This is a genomic window from Neisseria sp. 83E34 (genome assembly GCF_001308015.1).
Classification (GTDB): domain Bacteria; phylum Pseudomonadota; class Gammaproteobacteria; order Burkholderiales; family Neisseriaceae; genus Neisseria.
Map to the genome: position 1 here is coordinate 84,265 of NZ_LGYH01000006.1, position 17,655 is coordinate 101,919.

Annotated in this window: 14 protein-coding genes and 1 tRNA gene; 6 read left to right on the top strand and 9 right to left on the bottom strand. The window is 50.0% G+C overall.

What is annotated here, in order from left to right; translation table 11 throughout:
• Positions 1–109: 109 nt before the first annotated feature.
• Entirely contained in the window at positions 110–2,014 is a 1,905-nt protein-coding gene (gene thrS, locus AKG09_RS07440; RefSeq protein ID WP_054618820.1) for a threonine--tRNA ligase, read from the bottom strand.
• 73 nt (positions 2,015–2,087) lie between these two features.
• Positions 2,088–2,164, bottom strand: a tRNA-Val gene (locus tag AKG09_RS07445).
• 157 nt (positions 2,165–2,321) lie between these two features.
• On the opposite strand from AKG09_RS07445, the gene tgt reads away from it, so the two are divergent.
• Positions 2,322–3,434 carry a tRNA guanosine(34) transglycosylase Tgt gene (gene tgt / locus AKG09_RS07450; protein WP_054618914.1) on the top strand — a complete coding sequence of 371 codons (1,113 nt, stop codon included), beginning with the start codon at positions 2,322–2,324 and terminating at the stop codon, positions 3,432–3,434.
• An 83-nt stretch (positions 3,435–3,517) separates the two neighbouring features.
• Here the strand turns inward: tgt and AKG09_RS07455 are convergent, their stop codons facing one another.
• The 5 genes from AKG09_RS07455 to AKG09_RS07470 form a co-directional block, all read right to left on the bottom strand.
• A complete protein-coding gene (locus tag AKG09_RS07455; RefSeq protein WP_054618821.1) occupies positions 3,518–4,750 on the bottom strand; it encodes a heme biosynthesis HemY N-terminal domain-containing protein in 1,233 nt (410 codons plus the stop codon).
• 2 nt (positions 4,751–4,752) lie between these two features.
• Complete coding sequence (locus tag AKG09_RS07460; protein WP_156320816.1) at positions 4,753–6,147, bottom strand: uroporphyrinogen-III C-methyltransferase; 1,395 nt, start codon at positions 6,145–6,147, stop codon at positions 4,753–4,755.
• Complete coding sequence (locus AKG09_RS11910; RefSeq protein WP_156320817.1) at positions 6,137–6,868, bottom strand: uroporphyrinogen-III synthase; 732 nt, start codon at positions 6,866–6,868, stop codon at positions 6,137–6,139. Before AKG09_RS11910 ends, AKG09_RS07460 begins: the two co-directional genes overlap by 11 nt.
• 67 nt (positions 6,869–6,935) lie before the next feature.
• On the bottom strand, positions 6,936–7,886 hold the full coding sequence (gene hemC / locus AKG09_RS07465) for a hydroxymethylbilane synthase (RefSeq protein ID WP_054618822.1): 951 nt from the start codon (positions 7,884–7,886) through the stop codon (positions 6,936–6,938).
• A gap of 126 nt (positions 7,887–8,012) precedes the next feature.
• On the bottom strand, positions 8,013–8,462 hold the full coding sequence (locus tag AKG09_RS07470; protein ID WP_054618823.1) for an Rrf2 family transcriptional regulator: 450 nt from the start codon (positions 8,460–8,462) through the stop codon (positions 8,013–8,015).
• Positions 8,463–8,568: 106 nt separating this feature from the next.
• Between AKG09_RS07470 and AKG09_RS07475 the strand changes: the two genes are divergently transcribed.
• Both AKG09_RS07475 and AKG09_RS07480 read left to right on the top strand, forming a co-directional pair.
• A complete protein-coding gene (locus tag AKG09_RS07475; protein WP_054618824.1) occupies positions 8,569–8,937 on the top strand; it encodes a hypothetical protein in 369 nt (122 codons plus the stop codon).
• A gap of 31 nt (positions 8,938–8,968) precedes the next feature.
• A complete protein-coding gene (locus AKG09_RS07480; protein WP_054618825.1) occupies positions 8,969–10,126 on the top strand; it encodes an NnrS family protein in 1,158 nt (385 codons plus the stop codon).
• Between the two features lie 69 nt (positions 10,127–10,195).
• Here the strand turns inward: AKG09_RS07480 and AKG09_RS07485 are convergent, their stop codons facing one another.
• Entirely contained in the window at positions 10,196–11,458 is a 1,263-nt protein-coding gene (locus AKG09_RS07485; RefSeq protein WP_054618915.1) for a D-alanyl-D-alanine carboxypeptidase family protein, read from the bottom strand.
• Between the two features lie 200 nt (positions 11,459–11,658).
• On the opposite strand from AKG09_RS07485, the gene ilvA reads away from it, so the two are divergent.
• Together ilvA and ppx are read left to right on the top strand one after the other, a co-directional pair.
• Positions 11,659–13,197: a threonine ammonia-lyase, biosynthetic gene (gene ilvA, locus AKG09_RS07490; RefSeq protein ID WP_054618826.1), complete on the top strand. Its 1,539-nt coding sequence runs from the start codon at positions 11,659–11,661 to the stop codon at positions 13,195–13,197.
• A 327-nt stretch (positions 13,198–13,524) separates the two neighbouring features.
• Positions 13,525–15,024: an exopolyphosphatase gene (gene ppx, locus AKG09_RS07495; protein ID WP_082391881.1), complete on the top strand. Its 1,500-nt coding sequence runs from the start codon at positions 13,525–13,527 to the stop codon at positions 15,022–15,024.
• An 81-nt stretch (positions 15,025–15,105) separates the two neighbouring features.
• Here ppx and AKG09_RS07500 read toward each other — a convergent pair whose 3' ends face one another.
• On the bottom strand, positions 15,106–15,612 hold the full coding sequence (locus tag AKG09_RS07500) for a hypothetical protein (RefSeq protein WP_156320818.1): 507 nt from the start codon (positions 15,610–15,612) through the stop codon (positions 15,106–15,108).
• Between the two features lie 309 nt (positions 15,613–15,921).
• Between AKG09_RS07500 and AKG09_RS07505 the strand changes: the two genes are divergently transcribed.
• On the top strand, positions 15,922–17,637 hold the full coding sequence (locus AKG09_RS07505; RefSeq protein ID WP_054618829.1) for a calcium-binding protein: 1,716 nt from the start codon (positions 15,922–15,924) through the stop codon (positions 17,635–17,637).
• Positions 17,638–17,655 lie beyond the last annotated feature (18 nt).

Here is a 17,655-nt window from a genome sequence, read left to right on the forward strand (position 1 = left end):
CGATAGAATATCCGCCTCTATTTTCAATGCCTGTCTGAAAAATATTTTCGAAACACCGGTTCTCAGATTTTCAGACAGGCATTTTGCATACAACAAATTTAAATCGATATTAAAACTCTGCTTTCAATTCCTCTTGCAAACAAGCAATAAACTCGTCTACAGAAAGGCTGCCTAAATCTTCTGCTTTACGGCGCACGGCAACTTGGCCGTTTTCTTTTTCTTTATCGCCGACAACAATTTGGTAAGGATAGCGGTATTGACTGTTATCTCGGATTTTGTAGCCAATTTTTTCATTGCGTAAATCCAGTTCTGCACGGAAACCCGCGGCGCGCAATTTTTCCACTACTTCGCGGCAATATTCTGCTTGTTTCTCGGTAATGTTCATCACCACCATTTGCACAGGCGCAAGCCATAACGGGAAAGAACCTGCGTGGTTTTCAATCAGAATCCCGATAAAACGTTCCATAGAACCGAGAATCGCACGATGCAGCATTACAGGACGAGCCCGACCATTATCTTCGGTCACATATTCTGCACCCAAACGCTCCGGCAAAACGAAATCCAGCTGGATCGTACCGCATTGCCATGAGCGGCCAATGGCATCTTTGATATGATATTCAACTTTAGGACCGTAGAAAGCCCCCTCGCCGGGCAATTCTTCCCATTCGATATTGCACGCAGTCAACGCTTCACGCAAACCTTGTTCGGCTTTATCCCAAGTTTCATCCGAACCGGCACGTTTTTCAGGACGCAGAGACAGTTTTACGCTTACATTATCAAAGCCGAACTGCTTGTACACTTTCATAACCAATTCATTAAATGCCTTGGCTTCTTGTGTAATCTGCTCTTCGGTACAGAAAATGTGCGCATCATCCTGCACAAAACCTCTCACACGCATCAAACCATGTAAGGCGCCGGAAGGCTCATTGCGATGGCAAGAGCCAAACTCTGCCAAGCGCATGGGCAGATCGCGATAAGAGCGAAGAGTATGGTTGAAAATCTGAACGTGACCCGGACAGTTCATCGGTTTAACGGCATAAGTGCGTTTCTCCGATTCGGTAACGAACATATTTTCCTGATAATTTTCCCAGTGGCCGGATTTTTCCCAGAAGGTTTTGTCCATCATCAACGGGGTTTTGATTTCTTGATAACCTGCGGCATCAAGCTCTTTGCGCATATGCTGCTCAATAACCTGCCATAAAGTCCAGCCACGCGGGTGCCAGAATACCATTCCCGGCGCTTCGTCTTGCAAATGGAATAAATCAAGCTGCTTACCCAATTTGCGGTGGTCGCGCTTTTCCGCCTCTTCCATGCGCGTGATATAGGCTTTTAGGTCATCTTTACTGGCCCAGGCAGTACCGTAAATACGTTGCAGCATTTCATTATTACTGTCACCCCGCCAATAAGCACCTGCGAGCTTGGTTAGCTTAAAGTGCTTTAAAAATCGTGTATTAGGCACATGCGGGCCGCGGCACATATCGACATATTCTTGATGATGATACAAGCCCATTGCTTCCACTTCAGGCATATCTTCAATCAAACGCAATTTGTATTCTTCTCCACGCTCTTCGAAGGTTTTTACGGTTTCTGCGCGCGGAGTCATAATTTTGATTACGTCATAATCTTGCGCAATCAGCTCCTTCATACGCGCTTCGATCGCTGCGACATCCTCCGGAGTAAACGGTTTTTCAGTGGCAATATCGTAGTAAAAACCTTCTTCAATTACCGGGCCGATAACCATTTTTGCATCAGGATAAAGCTGCTTGACCGCATGGCCTACCAAATGGGCACAGGAGTGGCGGATGATTTCTACACCTTCCTGATCTTTCGGTGTGATAATTTGCACGCTTGCATCTTCGTTAATCGGGTCGCACGCATCCACCAACACACCGTTTACCTTGCCCGCAACCGTGGCTTTAGCCAAACCCGAGCCGATAGACGCAGCAATCTGCGCCACTGTTACAGGGGCTTCGTATTGGCGGACTGAGCCGTCGGGCAAAGTGATGTTCAACATTAAAAAATACTCCGAAAACCTACAAAACAACGGCCAAACGAAATATGGCCGTTTATAAAATAATTAACTGATTTGGTAGGCACAATTGGATTCGAACCAACGACCCCCACCATGTCAAGGTGATGCTCTAACCAACTGAGCTATGTGCCTGTGCAAACAAGCGTGAAATTTTAGCCGATAGCCATATCGATTGGCAAGCGGACATATGATTATTTTTGCTTTTCTGGCAAGATGTTTACGCGCTTTCAGACAGGCATTTCAGGTTTTCGGCTATAATCTGCGGCAAATTAATTATATGACGATAAATATGTTGAAATTTACCCTACACAAAACCGACGGCCACGCCCGGCGCGGCACACTGGAACTCAACCACGGAACAATCGAAACGCCCGTATTTATGCCTGTAGGTACTTATGGCTCGGTTAAAGCCATGACGCCACAAAACCTGCATGATATCAAGGCGCAAATTATTCTGGGCAATACTTATCATTTATGGTTGCGCCCGGGTTTAGAAGTGATCGAACAATTCGGCGGCCTGCATCAATTTATCGGTTGGAACAAACCTATTCTTACCGATTCGGGTGGTTTTCAGGTATTTTCGCTATCCGATATGCGTAAACTGACTGAAGAAGGCTGCACATTCAAAAGCCCGATTAATGGTGACAAGTTGTTTTTGTCGCCCGAAATTTCAATGAAAATCCAAACCGTACTGAATTCCGATATCGTGATGCAGCTGGACGAATGTACTCCGGGCGAAGCCACTCACGAGCAAGCAAGAAAATCGCTGCAAATGAGTTTACGCTGGGCGGAGCGCTCGAAAAAAGCATTTGAAGATTTGCGCAACCCGAATGCGCTGTTCGGTATCGTGCAAGGTGCGATGTATGAAGATTTGCGCGAAGAATCCTTAAAAGGTTTGGAAGCCTTTGATTTCCCGGGCTTGGCAATCGGCGGCCTTTCCGTCGGCGAACCCAAACCGGAAATGTACCGCATGCTGCGCGCCGTCGGCCCGATATTGCCGGCACACAAGCCGCATTATTTAATGGGGGTGGGCACACCGGAAGATTTGGTCTACGGCGTGGCCCACGGTGTGGATATGTTCGATTGTGTTATGCCGACTCGAAATGCCCGAAACGGCTGGCTTTTTACCCGTTTTGGCGATTTGAAAATCAAAAACGCAGTGCATAAACACGACCCCCGTCCGATAGATGAAAGCTGCTCCTGCTATGCCTGCCAAAACTTCAGCCGCGCCTATTTGCACCATCTGCACAAAACAGGCGAAATTCTTGGCGCGCAGTTAAACACCATTCATAATCTGCATTTTTACCAAGTGATTATGGCGGAAATGCGTGAAGCCATCGAGCAGGGCAAGTTTGCAGACTGGCAGGCCCAGTTCCATGAAAACCGTGCACGCGGAGTGTAAACACCAGTTTCATCAGATGTATAAAACAAAATGCCTGTCTGAAAACAATTTTCAGACAGGCATTGTATCAAACGGCAATCCGTTTACGCTTTTTCTACCTCTTTCGGCAGCAGCATTTCACGCTCGTCGTGCTCTACACCGGCCAAAGCCAGCATACGCTGTTCCTCAGCTTTACGGGTTTCTCCGGTTGCATCAAACACCTTAGCCAAAGCCAAACGGGCTTGGATACTTGGCGACAATGTCAAACTCGCTTCCAAGTAGCCTTGTGCTTTTCCCCATAATTGTTGGGAATATGCCAACTGGCCGACATGCATCAACAAACGGGAATCTTCCGGATACTGCTCCAGCCACTGGGTAGTCATATCAATCGCTTTACGCTGCTCGCGTTCGCTTAAATATTGAACACTTTGGATGAAAGGCGGCAACAAATCCGCTTTGCGTGTTTGCGGGTAATATTTGCTTACCCATGCCACAGCCTGGTTATATAAACCCAGAGATTCATATTTCTCTGCAATCAGCACACACAAATCAGTAGCTTTCAATGAATCCGGAATACGTTTCAGACAGGCTTTCAAGCTACCCGAATCGGTTGCCATTGCCAGCAGGCGGCGGTATGACCAATCTTGATATTGGGTTGCTTCATGGTCATTAATGGCACCTGCTTTTTGCAGCTTGGCCGAAGTATCCAACACTTCTGCCGCATCCCCGTGATCAAATGCATAGCGCAATTTGAGTTTAACCAAACGGGTTAAAGTGGGATTGATTTGCGCCGCAGCCTGAATATTTTCCAGCGCTTTCGGATAATCACGGCGGTTGAGCGCGCTTTCTGCCAACAGCAAATAGCGGGAAAGCTGGTCTTTATGAGGCAATTTGGCAATATCGGCCAGATAGCGGTCGCGCAGCTCCACATCGTCCATGGAATCGGCCGCATGCGCCGCCAACATCAAAGCCAATGATCGGTTACTGCCAGCTTCTTTATTGGCCAACACTTTGGCCGCCTCCTGCTCCGCTTTTTGAAATTTACCTTCAAAATAAGCCAAACCCGCCGCTTGCAGGTCGCTACCTGCTTTCAGCTCTTTGCGGCGGTTTCCGAAACGCTGCATACTGCCGGGAATATTCAGAAATGCCGCAACAATGCGCACCAAAATATAAAGCAACACCACGGCCAACAACAAACCGAGAATAAAGGCATGCAGGTTAACCCGCATCAGCGTTTGCTCCACCACAATATACACATTGCCCGTGTAAATGCCTGACGCTACCGCCAAGCCTACTGCTACGGCAAATAAGATGATGATCCAGATTAAGCTTTTCATGCTTATGCTCCTTTAGCAGCTTTTTCGCCGCCGGCAGAAGGTTGGGCAGGCTTATCTGTTTTCTTTTCCGGGGCAGCTTTGGTTTCAGTCGCGGCCGGAACGGTTGGGACTTTCGGTTCGGATGCGGCGGACGCATCAGAAGCGGCGGACTGCGGCGCTACAGCTGCCGATGCTTCGGAAGATGCCGAAGCGGCAGGCTGCTCTTGCGTTTTCGGATTAGCCGGCATAGTAACTGCGCCTTGATGCGTGCGTATACTATCCTGATAATTCCGCACGGCCTGTAAGCTGGCTTTGAGCGAATCATCCGAAATGGAGCGCACATCCAGCGCTTTTAACTCCGCAAGCTCTTTCAGCCAGGTTTGTGTTACTGGGGATTGGCTGTCGAAATATTGTTTTACTGCGGCCTCTGCTGTATTCAAATCGGTTTGGTAAATTTCACCGTTGCGCTGAATCAAGGCAAAACGTGCATCCATCAGGCGCAGGCGCAAGTTTTCTTTAATAAAGAAATTCTGCTCTGGAGAAATCAGCATGGCATCGTTGCTGTTGAGCTTGCGCACCTCCACCAAACCTTTCAGGTTATCCAATGTTTTGTTCCAAGCGTTTTCCCACCAAGTCAAAGCTGTATCGGTTGCCGCTTCAGGTGCAGCCTCTCCCGGTCGGAGCGTGCCTTCCAACACCAGCGGCAACCCGGCAACTGCGCTTTCCAAACGGTCAAGACGCAATGATGCACTGGACACATCTAAATAAGTGCGGTTTTTCAAAGCAGCCAAATCGCTGCTTACCGCCTGCTTAATCGGCAATAATTCCGGTTGGTCGAAACGGCTCAACCGGTTTTCCACACTTTCCAACACTTCTATTGCTACGGGAACATTGCCTGTGAGTAAAAGCTGTTGCGCAGCCACATTTAAGGTAACTTCAGTTTCATCCACCAACCAGTTGATCCGGCCTTTGAGCAGCTCCTGATAGGCCCGCTGGGCGTTGGCTACGCCTTCGGCATTTTGACGGCTTTCACTATCCAGCTTTGCCAATGCTGCGGCAATGCTGTCTTGTTTGCGCAAAGTATCTTGCAGCATGCCTGCATTCTGGCTTTCGCCCAATGCGGCTTTATCAAGTTTTTGCTCAATGTTCAGCTCTTGATTTTTCAACACGTTTTGACCTTGCACAAACAAAAAGCCGCTTGCGCCCAAACCTAAAAGCGCCAAAATGAGCGCACCCGCAGCCAAACCTCTGCCGCTCGATTGTTTAATCACCACCGGAGCGGGTTGTTGTGTATTACGCTGGAAATGTTCTTGTTTCGGTTCGCTCATAGTGTTTCCTGTATTTTCATGTTGCGGTTCTGGTTGTGCGGGTGCGGATTGTGTCGGCACCAGATCTTTCTTCTCGTTTTCATCGCTCATCGGCTTGCTCCGTATAGCGGTTTAAATTCGACACGTCGAATTGTTGAATCAGCTCAATCCGCGCTGCTCCATGTTGCTGTAAAGCTTCTGCAATGCGCGGATGATGTGTAAAGTATAACAAGGATTTGGCTGCTTGCACCAATTCATCCGGCATTGAAGAAAAAAACTGCCTCACCGTTTTGGCCGAAGCAATCCAAACGGCATCCGGTTTTGCCTTAGCAAAAACCTGCCAATCGGGCGTTTGCGGCTCGCGCCGGTAGACTTCGGCAAACTCAACCTGCATACCCCGCCCGCTCAAGGCTTGGGCCAAATAAGTGCGCCCGCCTTTGCCGCGCACAATCAACACCCGCGCATTACACGGCAGACTTTGCCAAACGGGCAAACGGATAACTGCTTCGCTGTCGTTGCCTTTTTCCGGAGAATAAACTGTCATGCAGCCTGCCTGCCTCAAAACATCCGCAGTAGCCCGCCCGACGGCAATATTCGGTTTTTCAGACAGGCATGCAAAGTCGATAACACCAATGCCTGCCTGAACCGCGGTGGGACTGACCCAAAACACCGCATCGGCAGCTTCGTATCGCGCCGGCAATGCTGCCAACTGCGTTTCGTCCGGCACAATTTCAAGCACGCTAAACGGCACGCCCCGCCAACCCGCCGCTTCGCAGATCAGTGCATCGGCGGCGGCGCGTTCGGCGGGGCGGACAAGCAGAATGGTCGGCATAATGTTTTATCTGAATCCAAGTTTTCAGACAGGCATTCGCTTTCAAATGCCTGTCTGAAAAAGTATTTCAACTGTTTGCGTTTTGCTCGCCCAACACGGCGGCAATCAGATCTTCCGCGCCGTCGTCGGCCAGTTTTTTAGCAACGGCGCGGCCTAAGGCATCGGCGTAAGCCAACGGGGCTTGGGCGTCTGCTTCCAGCATAACCGATCCGTCGGGATGGCCGACCATGCCGCGTAAAGTAAGCAGGCCGTTTTCTTCGGTGCAATAAGCAGCCAATGGAATCTGGCAGCTGCCGCCCAAAGCGCGGGATAATGCGCGCTCGGCGGTAACGCAGGCGTTGCTGAGCGGATGATTGAGGGGGTTTAATATTTCAAACAAATCGTAGCGGTTGGCTGCGATTTCGATGCCCAGCACACCTTGTCCTGCTGCGGGCAGGCTGTCGGCAGGAGATAAAACGGTGCGTATGCGATCGGACAACCCCAAACGCTGCAATCCGGCTTCCGCCAAAATAATGGCGTCGTATTCGCCTTTATCCAGCTTTTCCAAACGGGTTTGCAGGTTGCCGCGCAAGGGGCGCACGTTCAAATAATGAGGAAAGCGCGCGCGCAATTGTGCTTCGCGGCGCAGGCTGGCAGTGCCGACTACTGCTCCTTTGGGCAAATCTTCCAAACGCTCGTATTGGTTGGACACGAAAGCGTCAAACGGGCTGGCACGCTCTGTAATGGCCGCCAGTGCAAAGCCTTGCGGCAATTCCATCGGCACATCTTTCAGGGAATGCACGGCCAAATCGGCACGGCCGTCCAACAAAGCTTGTTCAAGCTCTTTAATAAACAGGCCCTTGCCGCCGATTTTAGACAAAGTTTTATCAAGAATCTGGTCGCCGCGCGTGGTCATGCCCAAAATGCTGACTTCACATTCGGGATAAAGCGCCTGCAAACGCGCTTGAATATGCTCTGCCTGCCACATGGCCAAACGGCTTTCGCGGCTGGCGATAACGAGTTTTTTCGGAATGTTCATGGTGTTTGGAAATAAGAAAACGTGATAACTGAAAACAGGCAGAAGTGTAACAGAATTGGCTTCGTTTAGCCCGAATGCCTGTCTGAAACATTTTTCAGACAGGCATTCGTGTTTTGGAGATGAGGCTTATGGCCAGGCAGCCCGGCTGCCGGATTCAGCGCGGTAAAGCAATTGGAAAGTCGGCTTGTTTAATAAGTCTGCCAGCGAAAACCCTTCAAGATGATTCAAAAAAGCCTGAGTCGCACCGCTGAGCATGCCGGCCAAGCGGCAGTTGGGCGTGAGCAGGCAATTATTTTTGTCGCCCATACATTCCACCAGCACCATAGGCTCCAAACAGCGGATAACGTGGCCGATATTGATTTCTTCCGCAGGCCGCGCCAACTTCAAGCCGCCGCCCTTTCCGCGTATGCCGGTAAGAAAGCCGCCTTTTACCAAAGCGGTAACCACTTTCATCAGGTGGCTTTTGGAAATCTGATAAGTGTCGGCAATCTCACTGATATTGACCAAGTCGTCATCGTTTACTGCGGCATAAATCAGCACCCGCAGCCCGAAATCGGTATGTTGTGTCAGATACATAGTTGCGGTTTGTTATTTAAAGTTTCATAATATGTGCATATTATACATAAAACAAATAAACTGATGCTATTGCTGATAACAATGCCTGTCTGAAAAAGGAACCCGCATGAAACGCCACCCCGCACTTCTCAGCCTTTCGCAAGAACACCATCACGCGTTGGCTTTGTGCGTCCGTATCCTGCGCAACCCCGAACTCAATCACGCAGAAGATATCGAACGGCACAAAGCCGATTTGCTTGAACATTTTGCAAAAGAGGAAACCCAATTCGCCACCTATTGGCATCAATTGCCCGACAGCAGTTTGAAAGAGCGTTTTGACCAAGACCACACACTATTGCGCAAAATGTTGGATCAGCCGCGTTTTGATGATGCGCAATGGAACAGGCAATTCGCCCAAACCCTGCGTGATCACGCCCGTTTTGAAGAACGGGTGCTGTTTGAACAGATTACCGAGCATTGCCTGTCTGAAAAATAGCGTTTAATCACTTTTTACTTAAGGAACCACCATGTCTTTCATCCGCCATCCTGTTTGGGCCATGGCTTTCCGCCCGCTTTACCCGCTTGCCGCTGTTTACGGCGCTTTGTCTGTGATGCTCTGGGCTTTCGGCTATCAAGGCACTGCCGCTCTGCCCGCCTATTTCTGGCATGCCCACGAAATGATATGGGGCTATTCAGGTGCGATTGTGGTGGCATTCTTGTTGACCGCCTCCGCCACTTGGACAGGACAACCGCCTACCCGCGGCGGCGCATTGATTACCTTGGTTGCCTTGTGGCTGCTCTCGCGTCTGTTTGCCTTCACACCGCTTGCAGCCGCCTCCGGCTTATTCGGTGTGGCATTTTTCTGGTTGGCTGCATGGTTTATGGGCGTTTCCGTGGTACGCAGCCGCAATTCGCGCAATTACATCGCCGTGGCCGCTCTATTTTTATTCGGCACAACCTTATTGCTGTTTCATATACAGCTATCCTCTTTCAATGCCGCCGCGCTGCACAACGGGCTGCTGGCCGGTTTGGTAATGGTGGCCGGTTTTATCGGCCTGGTGGGCACACGGATTATTTCATTCTTCACTTCGCGCAGATTGGGCACAGAGCAAGTGGCAAGCCCGATGTGGCTGGCCTTGAACGCATTGCTGCTGCCGATGGCCACCGCGTTGTTGATGAGTTTGAACACCGCATTGCTTCCCGCCTCTTTGTTTGCGCTGGCCGCAGGCATTATCGGTTTGGTTCAGACAGGCCGTTGGTTCGAGCCCAAAGCCTTGACAGAGCCTTTATTATGGATTCTGTTCGCAGGCTATGCCGCTACATCCCTGGGGTTGATAGTTATGGGCACGGCTTTCTGGAAGCCTGAAATGATGAGCACCGGCGTACATCTGGTGGCGGTGGGCGGCATCGGCATGCTAACCGTGGGCATGATGGTGCGCACTGCGCTGGGCCATACCGGCCGGCCGCTCTACCCCGCCCCCAAACTGATGGGAACCGCTTTTGTGCTGATGCTTGCCGCTACCGCCGTCCGCACCGTGGCTGCATTTATGGCAACGGTTAACACCACCGCCTACGACCACAGCATCAGACTTTCCGCCGCCTTATTTGCCGTGTCGCTACTGCTTTATACATGGCGCTATACCCCGTGGCTGCTGCGCCCGAGGGTGGACGGCAAAGCAGGTTGATAAAACGAACAATGCCTGTCTGAAAGCTTTTTCAGACAGGCATTGCTCATGGTTGCCCATATAAGGAAATCAGCCGAAAATATTCTTAAACCAAAGCTTGATATTATCCACAATACGGACAAACCAGCCCGCTTCCTCCACTTGGTTCAGCGCCACAACATCGCGCTCGGCCAACAGCTTCCCTTCATACATAATCTTCAACTTACCCAACACTTGACCGGTGCGCACAGGCGCCACAACAGGCTGCACGGTTTCCAACACAGGTTTGATATTTTTCCCTTCCGCATGCGGAATAGTAAGATAAATCGCCTCAATAAAGCCCGCATCCACAGCCTTGTTCTCCCCTTTATAAACCTTCACCTGAGAAATCACTTGGCCGGCATTGTAAAGCTTGGGCGTGTCAAACGAATGCAAAGCCCAGTTCAACAGCTTGCCACTCTCAGCCGCACGCAATTCAGGGCTTTCCGCACCCACCAACACGGCAATCACCTGCCTGTCGTTGCGGTTGCTGGAAGAAATCAGATTGTAACCCGCAGTAGGCGAGTGGCCGGTAATCATGCCGTCGATGCTGGCATCACGGTACAGCAGCAAATTTCGGTTTGGCTGCTCAATGCCGTTATAAGTAAACGATTTCATGGAAAAAATCGGATAATAACGGCGGAAATCCTGCGCAACGGCAACCGCCAGCTTCATCAAATCTTTTACGGTAGAAACATGGCCGTCTGCCGATTCTCCGGTGGCATTTTTAAAACTCGTATCCAGCATACCTAAATGCGTGGCCTGTTCGTTCATTTTTTTCACAAACTCGGCCTCGGAACCGTTGCCCAACACCTCGGCCAGCGTAACGGTCGCATCATTTCCCGACTGCACCAGCATCCCCTTGAGCAAGTCGCTCACACTCACGGTTTTGTTCGGACTCAAAAACATGCGTGAACCGCTGGTTTTCCAAGCACGCTCGGATACCGTTAACATTTGGTCGGGTTTCAGCACGCCGTCATCCAAAGCCTTAAACACCAGATAGGCCGTCATCAGCTTGGTCAGCGCGGCCGGCTCAACCTGCGCATCATAATTATGCGCCCCCAACACCTGCTTGCTTTGCACATCCATCACCGCATAAGCCGTAGCCGCCAATTCCGGCAGTTTGGGCATTCCGGCAGTTTGTTCCTTTTGTTGCGTTGCAGCCTTTGTTTCAACGGAAGAAGCTACTTTTGCGGCAGGAGCAGCCGGAGCAGATGCGGTTTGCGACGCCGGCACGGCACTCTTTTTCGCAGCATCCGCAGCGAAAGCGGAGCAAGCCGCCGCCAGAAGCAGGCAGGAAATGGTTTTTTTCATAACATCAATATTAAAATTACACTCAATTAAAGGGAAATCAAGCAGGAAACTGCGCAAACAAAAGTGCAGCTTTAGTTGAAATTTCAGCGGATTATACATGAATTCAGTTTCCACTTGCACTATCGTGCCGCTCAGAGTATGGTTTTGGCTTTATCTAAATCTTAAAAAAGACACTCTCTGTAATCAACGCCATCCCTATCATGAACCCGAAATTGCATTCCCAATACCTTACCAAAATCCTCACCGCTTCGGTATACGATGTTGCCACAGAAACCCCTTTAGACCCGGCCCGCAGCCTTTCTCGCAGAATGGAAAACCAAATCCTGCTCAAACGTGAAGACTTGCAGCCGGTTTTTTCATTCAAAATCCGCGGCGCCTATAACAAAATGGCCTCACTCTCGCCGGAAGCTCTGGCCAAAGGCGTCATCACCGCCAGCGCAGGCAACCATGCACAAGGCGTGGCCTTATCGGCCCAGCACTTAAATTGCGCAGCCACAATCGTCATGCCCGAAACCACGCCGCAAATCAAAGTGGATGCAGTTAAAGCACGCGGCGGCAATGTGGTGCTCAAAGGCGTGTCTTACAACGACGCTTACGACCACGCCATGAAATTGGTAACAGAAAGCGGGCTGACTTACATCCCACCCTTCGACGACCCTTATGTGATTGCCGGGCAAGGTACCATCGGCCTTGAAATCATCCGCCAACATCCCAAGCCCATCCACGCCATTTTCGTACCCATAGGCGGCGGCGGTTTGGCCGCAGGTGTGGCCGCATTCATCAAAAACGTGCGGCCGGAAATTAAAGTGATCGGCGTAGAAACCTATGATGCCTGCGCAATGAAGCAATCTATCGAACAAGGCGAACGGGTAGAGTTGAAAGATGTAGGTTTATTTGCCGACGGCACGGCGGTTAAATTGGTGGGTGAAGAAACTTTCACGCTCTGCCGCGACCTGCTTGACGAAATTATTCTGGTGGATACCGACGACATTTGCGGTGCCGTGAAAGATATCTACGACGACACCCGCAGCATCACCGAACCTTCAGGCGCTCTAGCATTAGCCGGCCTCAAAGCCTATATTGAACGGGAAGACTGCCACAACCAGACTTTAATCGCCATCAACAGTGGCGCAAACATGAACTTCCACCGCCTGCGCCATGTTTCCGAGCGCAGCGAACTGGGCGAAGGTCACGAAGGCATTTTTGCCGTGTCCATTCCTGAAACGCCCGGCAGCTTCCGAAAATTTATCAATGCCTTGGGCAGCCGCAACATTACCGAATTTAACTACCGTTACGGCGACGACAACATTGCGCATATTTTTGTCGGCATCCAAACTTCAAGCCCGCGCGACATCAGCCGGATCAGTAAAGAGCTGGCCGCAGCCGGTTTACCGAATATCGATCTCTCCGGCGACGAAATATCCAAAATCCACATCCGCTATATGGTAGGCGGGCGCACCGATAAAATCAGCAACGAGCGCCTGATTACATTCGAATTTCCCGAACGCCCCGGCGCGCTCGCACGCTTCCTCAACCATATGCAGACCAACTGGAACATTACCCTGTTCCACTACCGCAACCACGGCGCCGATTACGGGCGCGTTCTGGTCGGCATCGACGTACCGGAGCACGAAACAGCCTCTTTTAGCGACTTCCTCGAAAACGTAGGCTATAACTGCCATGACGAAACCGGCAATGCCGCCTATAAGCTGTTTTTAAGCTCAACCAAATCAGCCTAAAAAATACCTGTCTGAAACTATTTCAGACAGGTATTTTTTATACCACTTTTTTACCGGGAAACGTCAATAAAATGATGACAAACCATTCGGCAAACAGTAACATACCGGGTGCTTAAAAACCGGCTGCCTGCCATAAAGCAAACTGCATTCACGAGCTATCCAATTCAGTTGGCACCACCAGAGTAACACCCCGCAGCAAGCCGTTAAAACGTTTATTTAATAAAGAGTTGAATCATAATCCAAAATTGAAATACAGCTTTCAGACAGGCATCGATAGGGTTCAGATGCCTGTCTGAAAACAACCGAAAAACCTACTCCCCCCGAAGTATCATGACAACACCTCAAATGCTTGCCTCAGTCGATCTGGGCTCCAACAGCTTCCGCCTGCAAATCTGCGAAAACCACAACGGCCAATTGAAAGTCATTGATTCCATCAAAGAAATGGTGCGCTTTGCCGGCGGCTTGGACGAACATAAAAACCTTGATCAAGCCTCACAAGAACGGGCGCTCAACTGCCTGACCAAATTCGGCGAACGCCTGCGCAGCTTCTCACCGGAGCAAGTGCGTGCCGTGGCAACCAACACATTTCGCGTTGCCAAAAACATCAGCGACTTCCTGCCGCGCGCCGAAGCCGCATTGGGCTTTCCTATCGAAATCATCGCAGGCCGAGAAGAAGCCCGTCTGATTTACACCGGCGTAGTCCACACCCTGCCGCCCAACGGCGAGCGCATGTTGGTGGTTGACATTGGCGGCGGTTCCACCGAATTTGTGATTGGTTCCTCACTCGAACCCACCAACACCGAAAGCCTGCCGCTCGGCTGCGTCACATACAGCCTGCGCTTTTTCCAAAACAAAATCACCGAAAAAGATTTCAAAACTGCCATCAATGCCGCCCGCGCCGAAATCCAACGCATCAGTAAATCCTACAAACGCACGGGTTGGGATTTCAGCGTAGGCACTTCAGGTTCTGCCAAATCCATCCGCGACGTGATAGCCACCGATTTGGAAATGGGCGACGACATCACCTATGCCGGCATGCAGAAGCTGGCCGAGCGCATCTGCCAAGCCGGCAGCGTAAAAAAAGCGCGTTTTGAAGGCCTGAAACCGGAGCGGGTTGAAGTATTTGCCGGAGGCTTGGCAGTAATGATGGCGGCATTTGAGGAGTTGGGCATCCAAAAAATGATGGTTACCGAAGCCGCTCTTCGCGACGGCGTGTTTTACGACTTAATCGGCCGCCAGCTCAACGCCGATATGCGCGATCAAACCATAACCCAATTCCAGCAGCGTTATCACGTTTCCCCAAGCCAAGCCGCCCGTGTGGCCGCCACGGCTAGAATATTTATGGAAAGCCTTGCACAAACCGCTTCGGTGCAAGAATTGACTTACTGGCAACAATATGTAAATTGGGCCGCGCAGGTGCATGAAATCGGCATCGAAATCGCCCATACCGCTTACCACAAACACAGCGCTTACATTCTCGAACACGCCGACATGCCAGGATTCTCGCGCAAAGAGCAGCACATTCTTTCCATGCTCGTACTCGGCCAACGCGGCGACCTGCGCAAAATGGTCGATTTGGTAGACGGTAACCGCATGATGTGGTTTGCTATTGCGGCTTTGCGTTTGGCCGTATTGTTCCATCGCTCGCGCCTCTCGTTCACACTGCCACCCTACACGCAATTGCGCTTCGACGCTGACAAACGCCACTTCACTCTGCGTATCAATCAAAACTGGCTGGATGAAAATCTGCTGATTGCCGATTCATTAACTTACGAAACGGAGCAATGGCGGAAAATTGATGTGGTGTTTAACGTACAAGCGTTTTGATTGTATTTACTTTCCAAAATCGAAATGCCTGTCTGAAAACGTTTCAGACAGGCATTTGGTTTATTCATCACGCCCGTTAATTTATCTACGCCACTCTATCCTTATTCCATCGCCCTGCAAATAATCATAAGGCGGATGCCCAAACTGATTGTCCGGGTTCCTTTGGCGTTCTTTCAACCTTTGCTGCGTTACCACTTCGTTATAAAGCCGGTTATTGGTTTTTGGCGACAAGCGTTGCGCCTCTCTGCGGCGCGCCTCCAAACGCATACGGTTTTTCCAGCGGAAATAGTCATCCGCATCCGGCCGTCTAGGATAGCGGTAACCATAGTCGTAATAATAAGAATCCGGGTAAATCGTGCCTATTTCAATGCGGGTATTATAAGTTTTGCCATTACCTGGGTTTAAATGGAAACTGCCATATGATCCGGATCGCTCGTAATATTCCCTGACCGACCCTTTTCCTACGACTTGGCCGCCCTCATAGATAACACGGGTATTCGTTGGCAAAACAGGCACTTCCCTTGCAGCAGCCGGCATGGAGAAACTCCCAACAAACAGCATACAACCCACCGCATAGATATATTTCATCGTTATCACCCGCACACCGGAACAATATCCGATTTCACTACAAATATCACCCGCAAGCTTTTTTCAGACAGGCATTCATCTTTGCAATGGCATATTTCCACGCTTTGGGCAACTATGTGAATCTCACAACAATATACCAAAATCATACACATTACAAATATTCACACTAAAAAATACCAAGCATATTGAATATCAACTGACTATTTATTACAATTGTATAATTAAATAGAATATGCATCTGAAAAGAAGTTCAGACACATTTAACTCGGCATAGTTCTGCCATTCTCCCCAAAAAAGTGAGGTATATACATGGATAACAATGTTTTAAACATGCTTCCAGAAGATCAGTTGAATATAGAAAACAACACCGTTGTTCCAGAAAATCTTATTGCAAACAACAACTCAACGCAAGGTACACCAACTGGCAACCAAACCGACACAGTAGAAGTAGAAAACCCTGCAAACGAGCAGACCTCTACCGATGCGCAAGCTCCTGCCGCTACTCAAGACAATACCCCACAAGCTCAGACGGAAACTGAAAATCTTACTGGAGCGCCAAATCCTATCGACACTAACGGCGCCCAAGATCCCGTAAGCGACAAACCGGTAAACAATGACTCAGAAGATCAGGCAACCAATCCCAAACCAGTAGATCCGCAAGATCAAATCGATACACCGGTTACCAACGATCCTGCTAACGATTTACCGGCCGGTGATCAAACAGCAAACCCACCAAGCAACCCGGAACCGCAAAAAGACACCGGCCCGGATAACACCACAACCGTCAACATTTCAGCTCCGGCCGACGATCAAACAGATCCGGTTGGTGCGGAAGATGAAGCAGACAAAAATAGCTGCGGCGACCACCCCTGCGATAAAAAATGGGTAGATAACAACGGTACCGGCGAAAAAATTATCATCACCGGCACCGACCAAAACGACATCATCCACGGCACAGCGCGCGACGAAGATATTTCGGGCCGTGCAGGTGACGATAAACTTTATTCCGGCCCGGGCGACGACGTATTGGACGGAGAAGCAGGCAATGATTCTATGTACGGCTGCCATGGCGACGACGTTTATTATGTTGATTCGGAAGGTGATAAAGTCATCGAATTTGTGAATCAAGGCAACGACCACGTATTCAGCAGCATCAGCTACACCCTGCCTGAAAACGTAGAGAATGTACACTTGATGACCGATGACGATTTGAACGCCGTCGGCAACGAGCTAGACAACGTGCTGCATGGCAATGACGGTAAAAATGACCTCAGCGGCGGCGCAGGCAACGATAATCTGTACGGTCACGCAGGCGATGACATTCTTGATGGCGAATCCGGTGCCGACTTTATGGTAGGCGGCGAAGGCAACGACATTTATTATGTCGACCAAGCCGGCGATACCGTAGTTGAGTGTGCAGATGAAGGTATTGATACCGTATTAACTTCCATCAGCTACACAGCCGGCGATCATGTAGAAAACCTCACTTTGTTGGGCGACGATGATCTGAATCTGACCGGCAACGAGTTGAACAATCTGCTGCACGGCAACGACGGCAACAATATCCTGCTGGGCGGTGACGGTTGTGATCAGATTTTTGCTCACGACGGCAACGACATTCTGGATGGCGGCACAGGTAATGATTTGCTCAATGGCGGCAACGGTTTCGATACCTACCTATTCGGACGCGGCTACGGCAACGACACTATTGTTGATTATGACCAAGCTGAAAACAGCAACGACCGTATCTCATTCGGCAGCGGCATTTCTGCATCAGACTTGGAGTTCTCACGCTCAGGTGGTGATTTGGTAATTGGTTTGAAAGATTCAGACGATACGCTCACCATCAGCCAATGGTTTGATAATGCCGATTATCAAATTGAAGAATTCCTATTCAACAGCGGCGATGCATGGAGCTACGAGCAAATTCAAGAAGCCACCCAAGCCCTGTACGCCACCGTATCGACCAACAGCCAGCTTGACGATATCCAACAGCAAGCCCAAACTGCAGGCTCCGGCTTATAATTTTTCATATGCACTCCA

What these genes read in the sequence shown, in the direction of transcription:
- AKG09_RS07475 (WP_054618824.1), top strand. Translation starts at nt 8,569, where the DNA reads ATGAAACGCCACCCCGCACTTCTCAGCCTTTCGCAAGAACACCATCAC.
- AKG09_RS07485 (WP_054618915.1), bottom strand. Translation starts at nt 11,458, where the DNA reads ATGAAAAAAACCATTTCCTGCCTGCTTCTGGCGGCGGCTTGCTCCGCT.
- AKG09_RS07460 (WP_156320816.1), bottom strand. Translation starts at nt 6,147, where the DNA reads ATGAGCGATGAAAACGAGAAGAAAGATCTGGTGCCGACACAATCCGCA.
- thrS (WP_054618820.1), bottom strand. Translation starts at nt 2,014, where the DNA reads ATGTTGAACATCACTTTGCCCGACGGCTCAGTCCGCCAATACGAAGCC.
- AKG09_RS07500 (WP_156320818.1), bottom strand. Translation starts at nt 15,612, where the DNA reads ATGAAATATATCTATGCGGTGGGTTGTATGCTGTTTGTTGGGAGTTTC.
- ilvA (WP_054618826.1), top strand. Translation starts at nt 11,659, where the DNA reads ATGAACCCGAAATTGCATTCCCAATACCTTACCAAAATCCTCACCGCT.
- AKG09_RS07480 (WP_054618825.1), top strand. Translation starts at nt 8,969, where the DNA reads ATGTCTTTCATCCGCCATCCTGTTTGGGCCATGGCTTTCCGCCCGCTT.
- tgt (WP_054618914.1), top strand. Translation starts at nt 2,322, where the DNA reads ATGTTGAAATTTACCCTACACAAAACCGACGGCCACGCCCGGCGCGGC.
- AKG09_RS11910 (WP_156320817.1), bottom strand. Translation starts at nt 6,868, where the DNA reads ATGCCGACCATTCTGCTTGTCCGCCCCGCCGAACGCGCCGCCGCCGAT.
- AKG09_RS07470 (WP_054618823.1), bottom strand. Translation starts at nt 8,462, where the DNA reads ATGTATCTGACACAACATACCGATTTCGGGCTGCGGGTGCTGATTTAT.
- AKG09_RS07455 (WP_054618821.1), bottom strand. Translation starts at nt 4,750, where the DNA reads ATGAAAAGCTTAATCTGGATCATCATCTTATTTGCCGTAGCAGTAGGC.
- AKG09_RS07505 (WP_054618829.1), top strand. Translation starts at nt 15,922, where the DNA reads ATGGATAACAATGTTTTAAACATGCTTCCAGAAGATCAGTTGAATATA.
- hemC (WP_054618822.1), bottom strand. Translation starts at nt 7,886, where the DNA reads ATGAACATTCCGAAAAAACTCGTTATCGCCAGCCGCGAAAGCCGTTTG.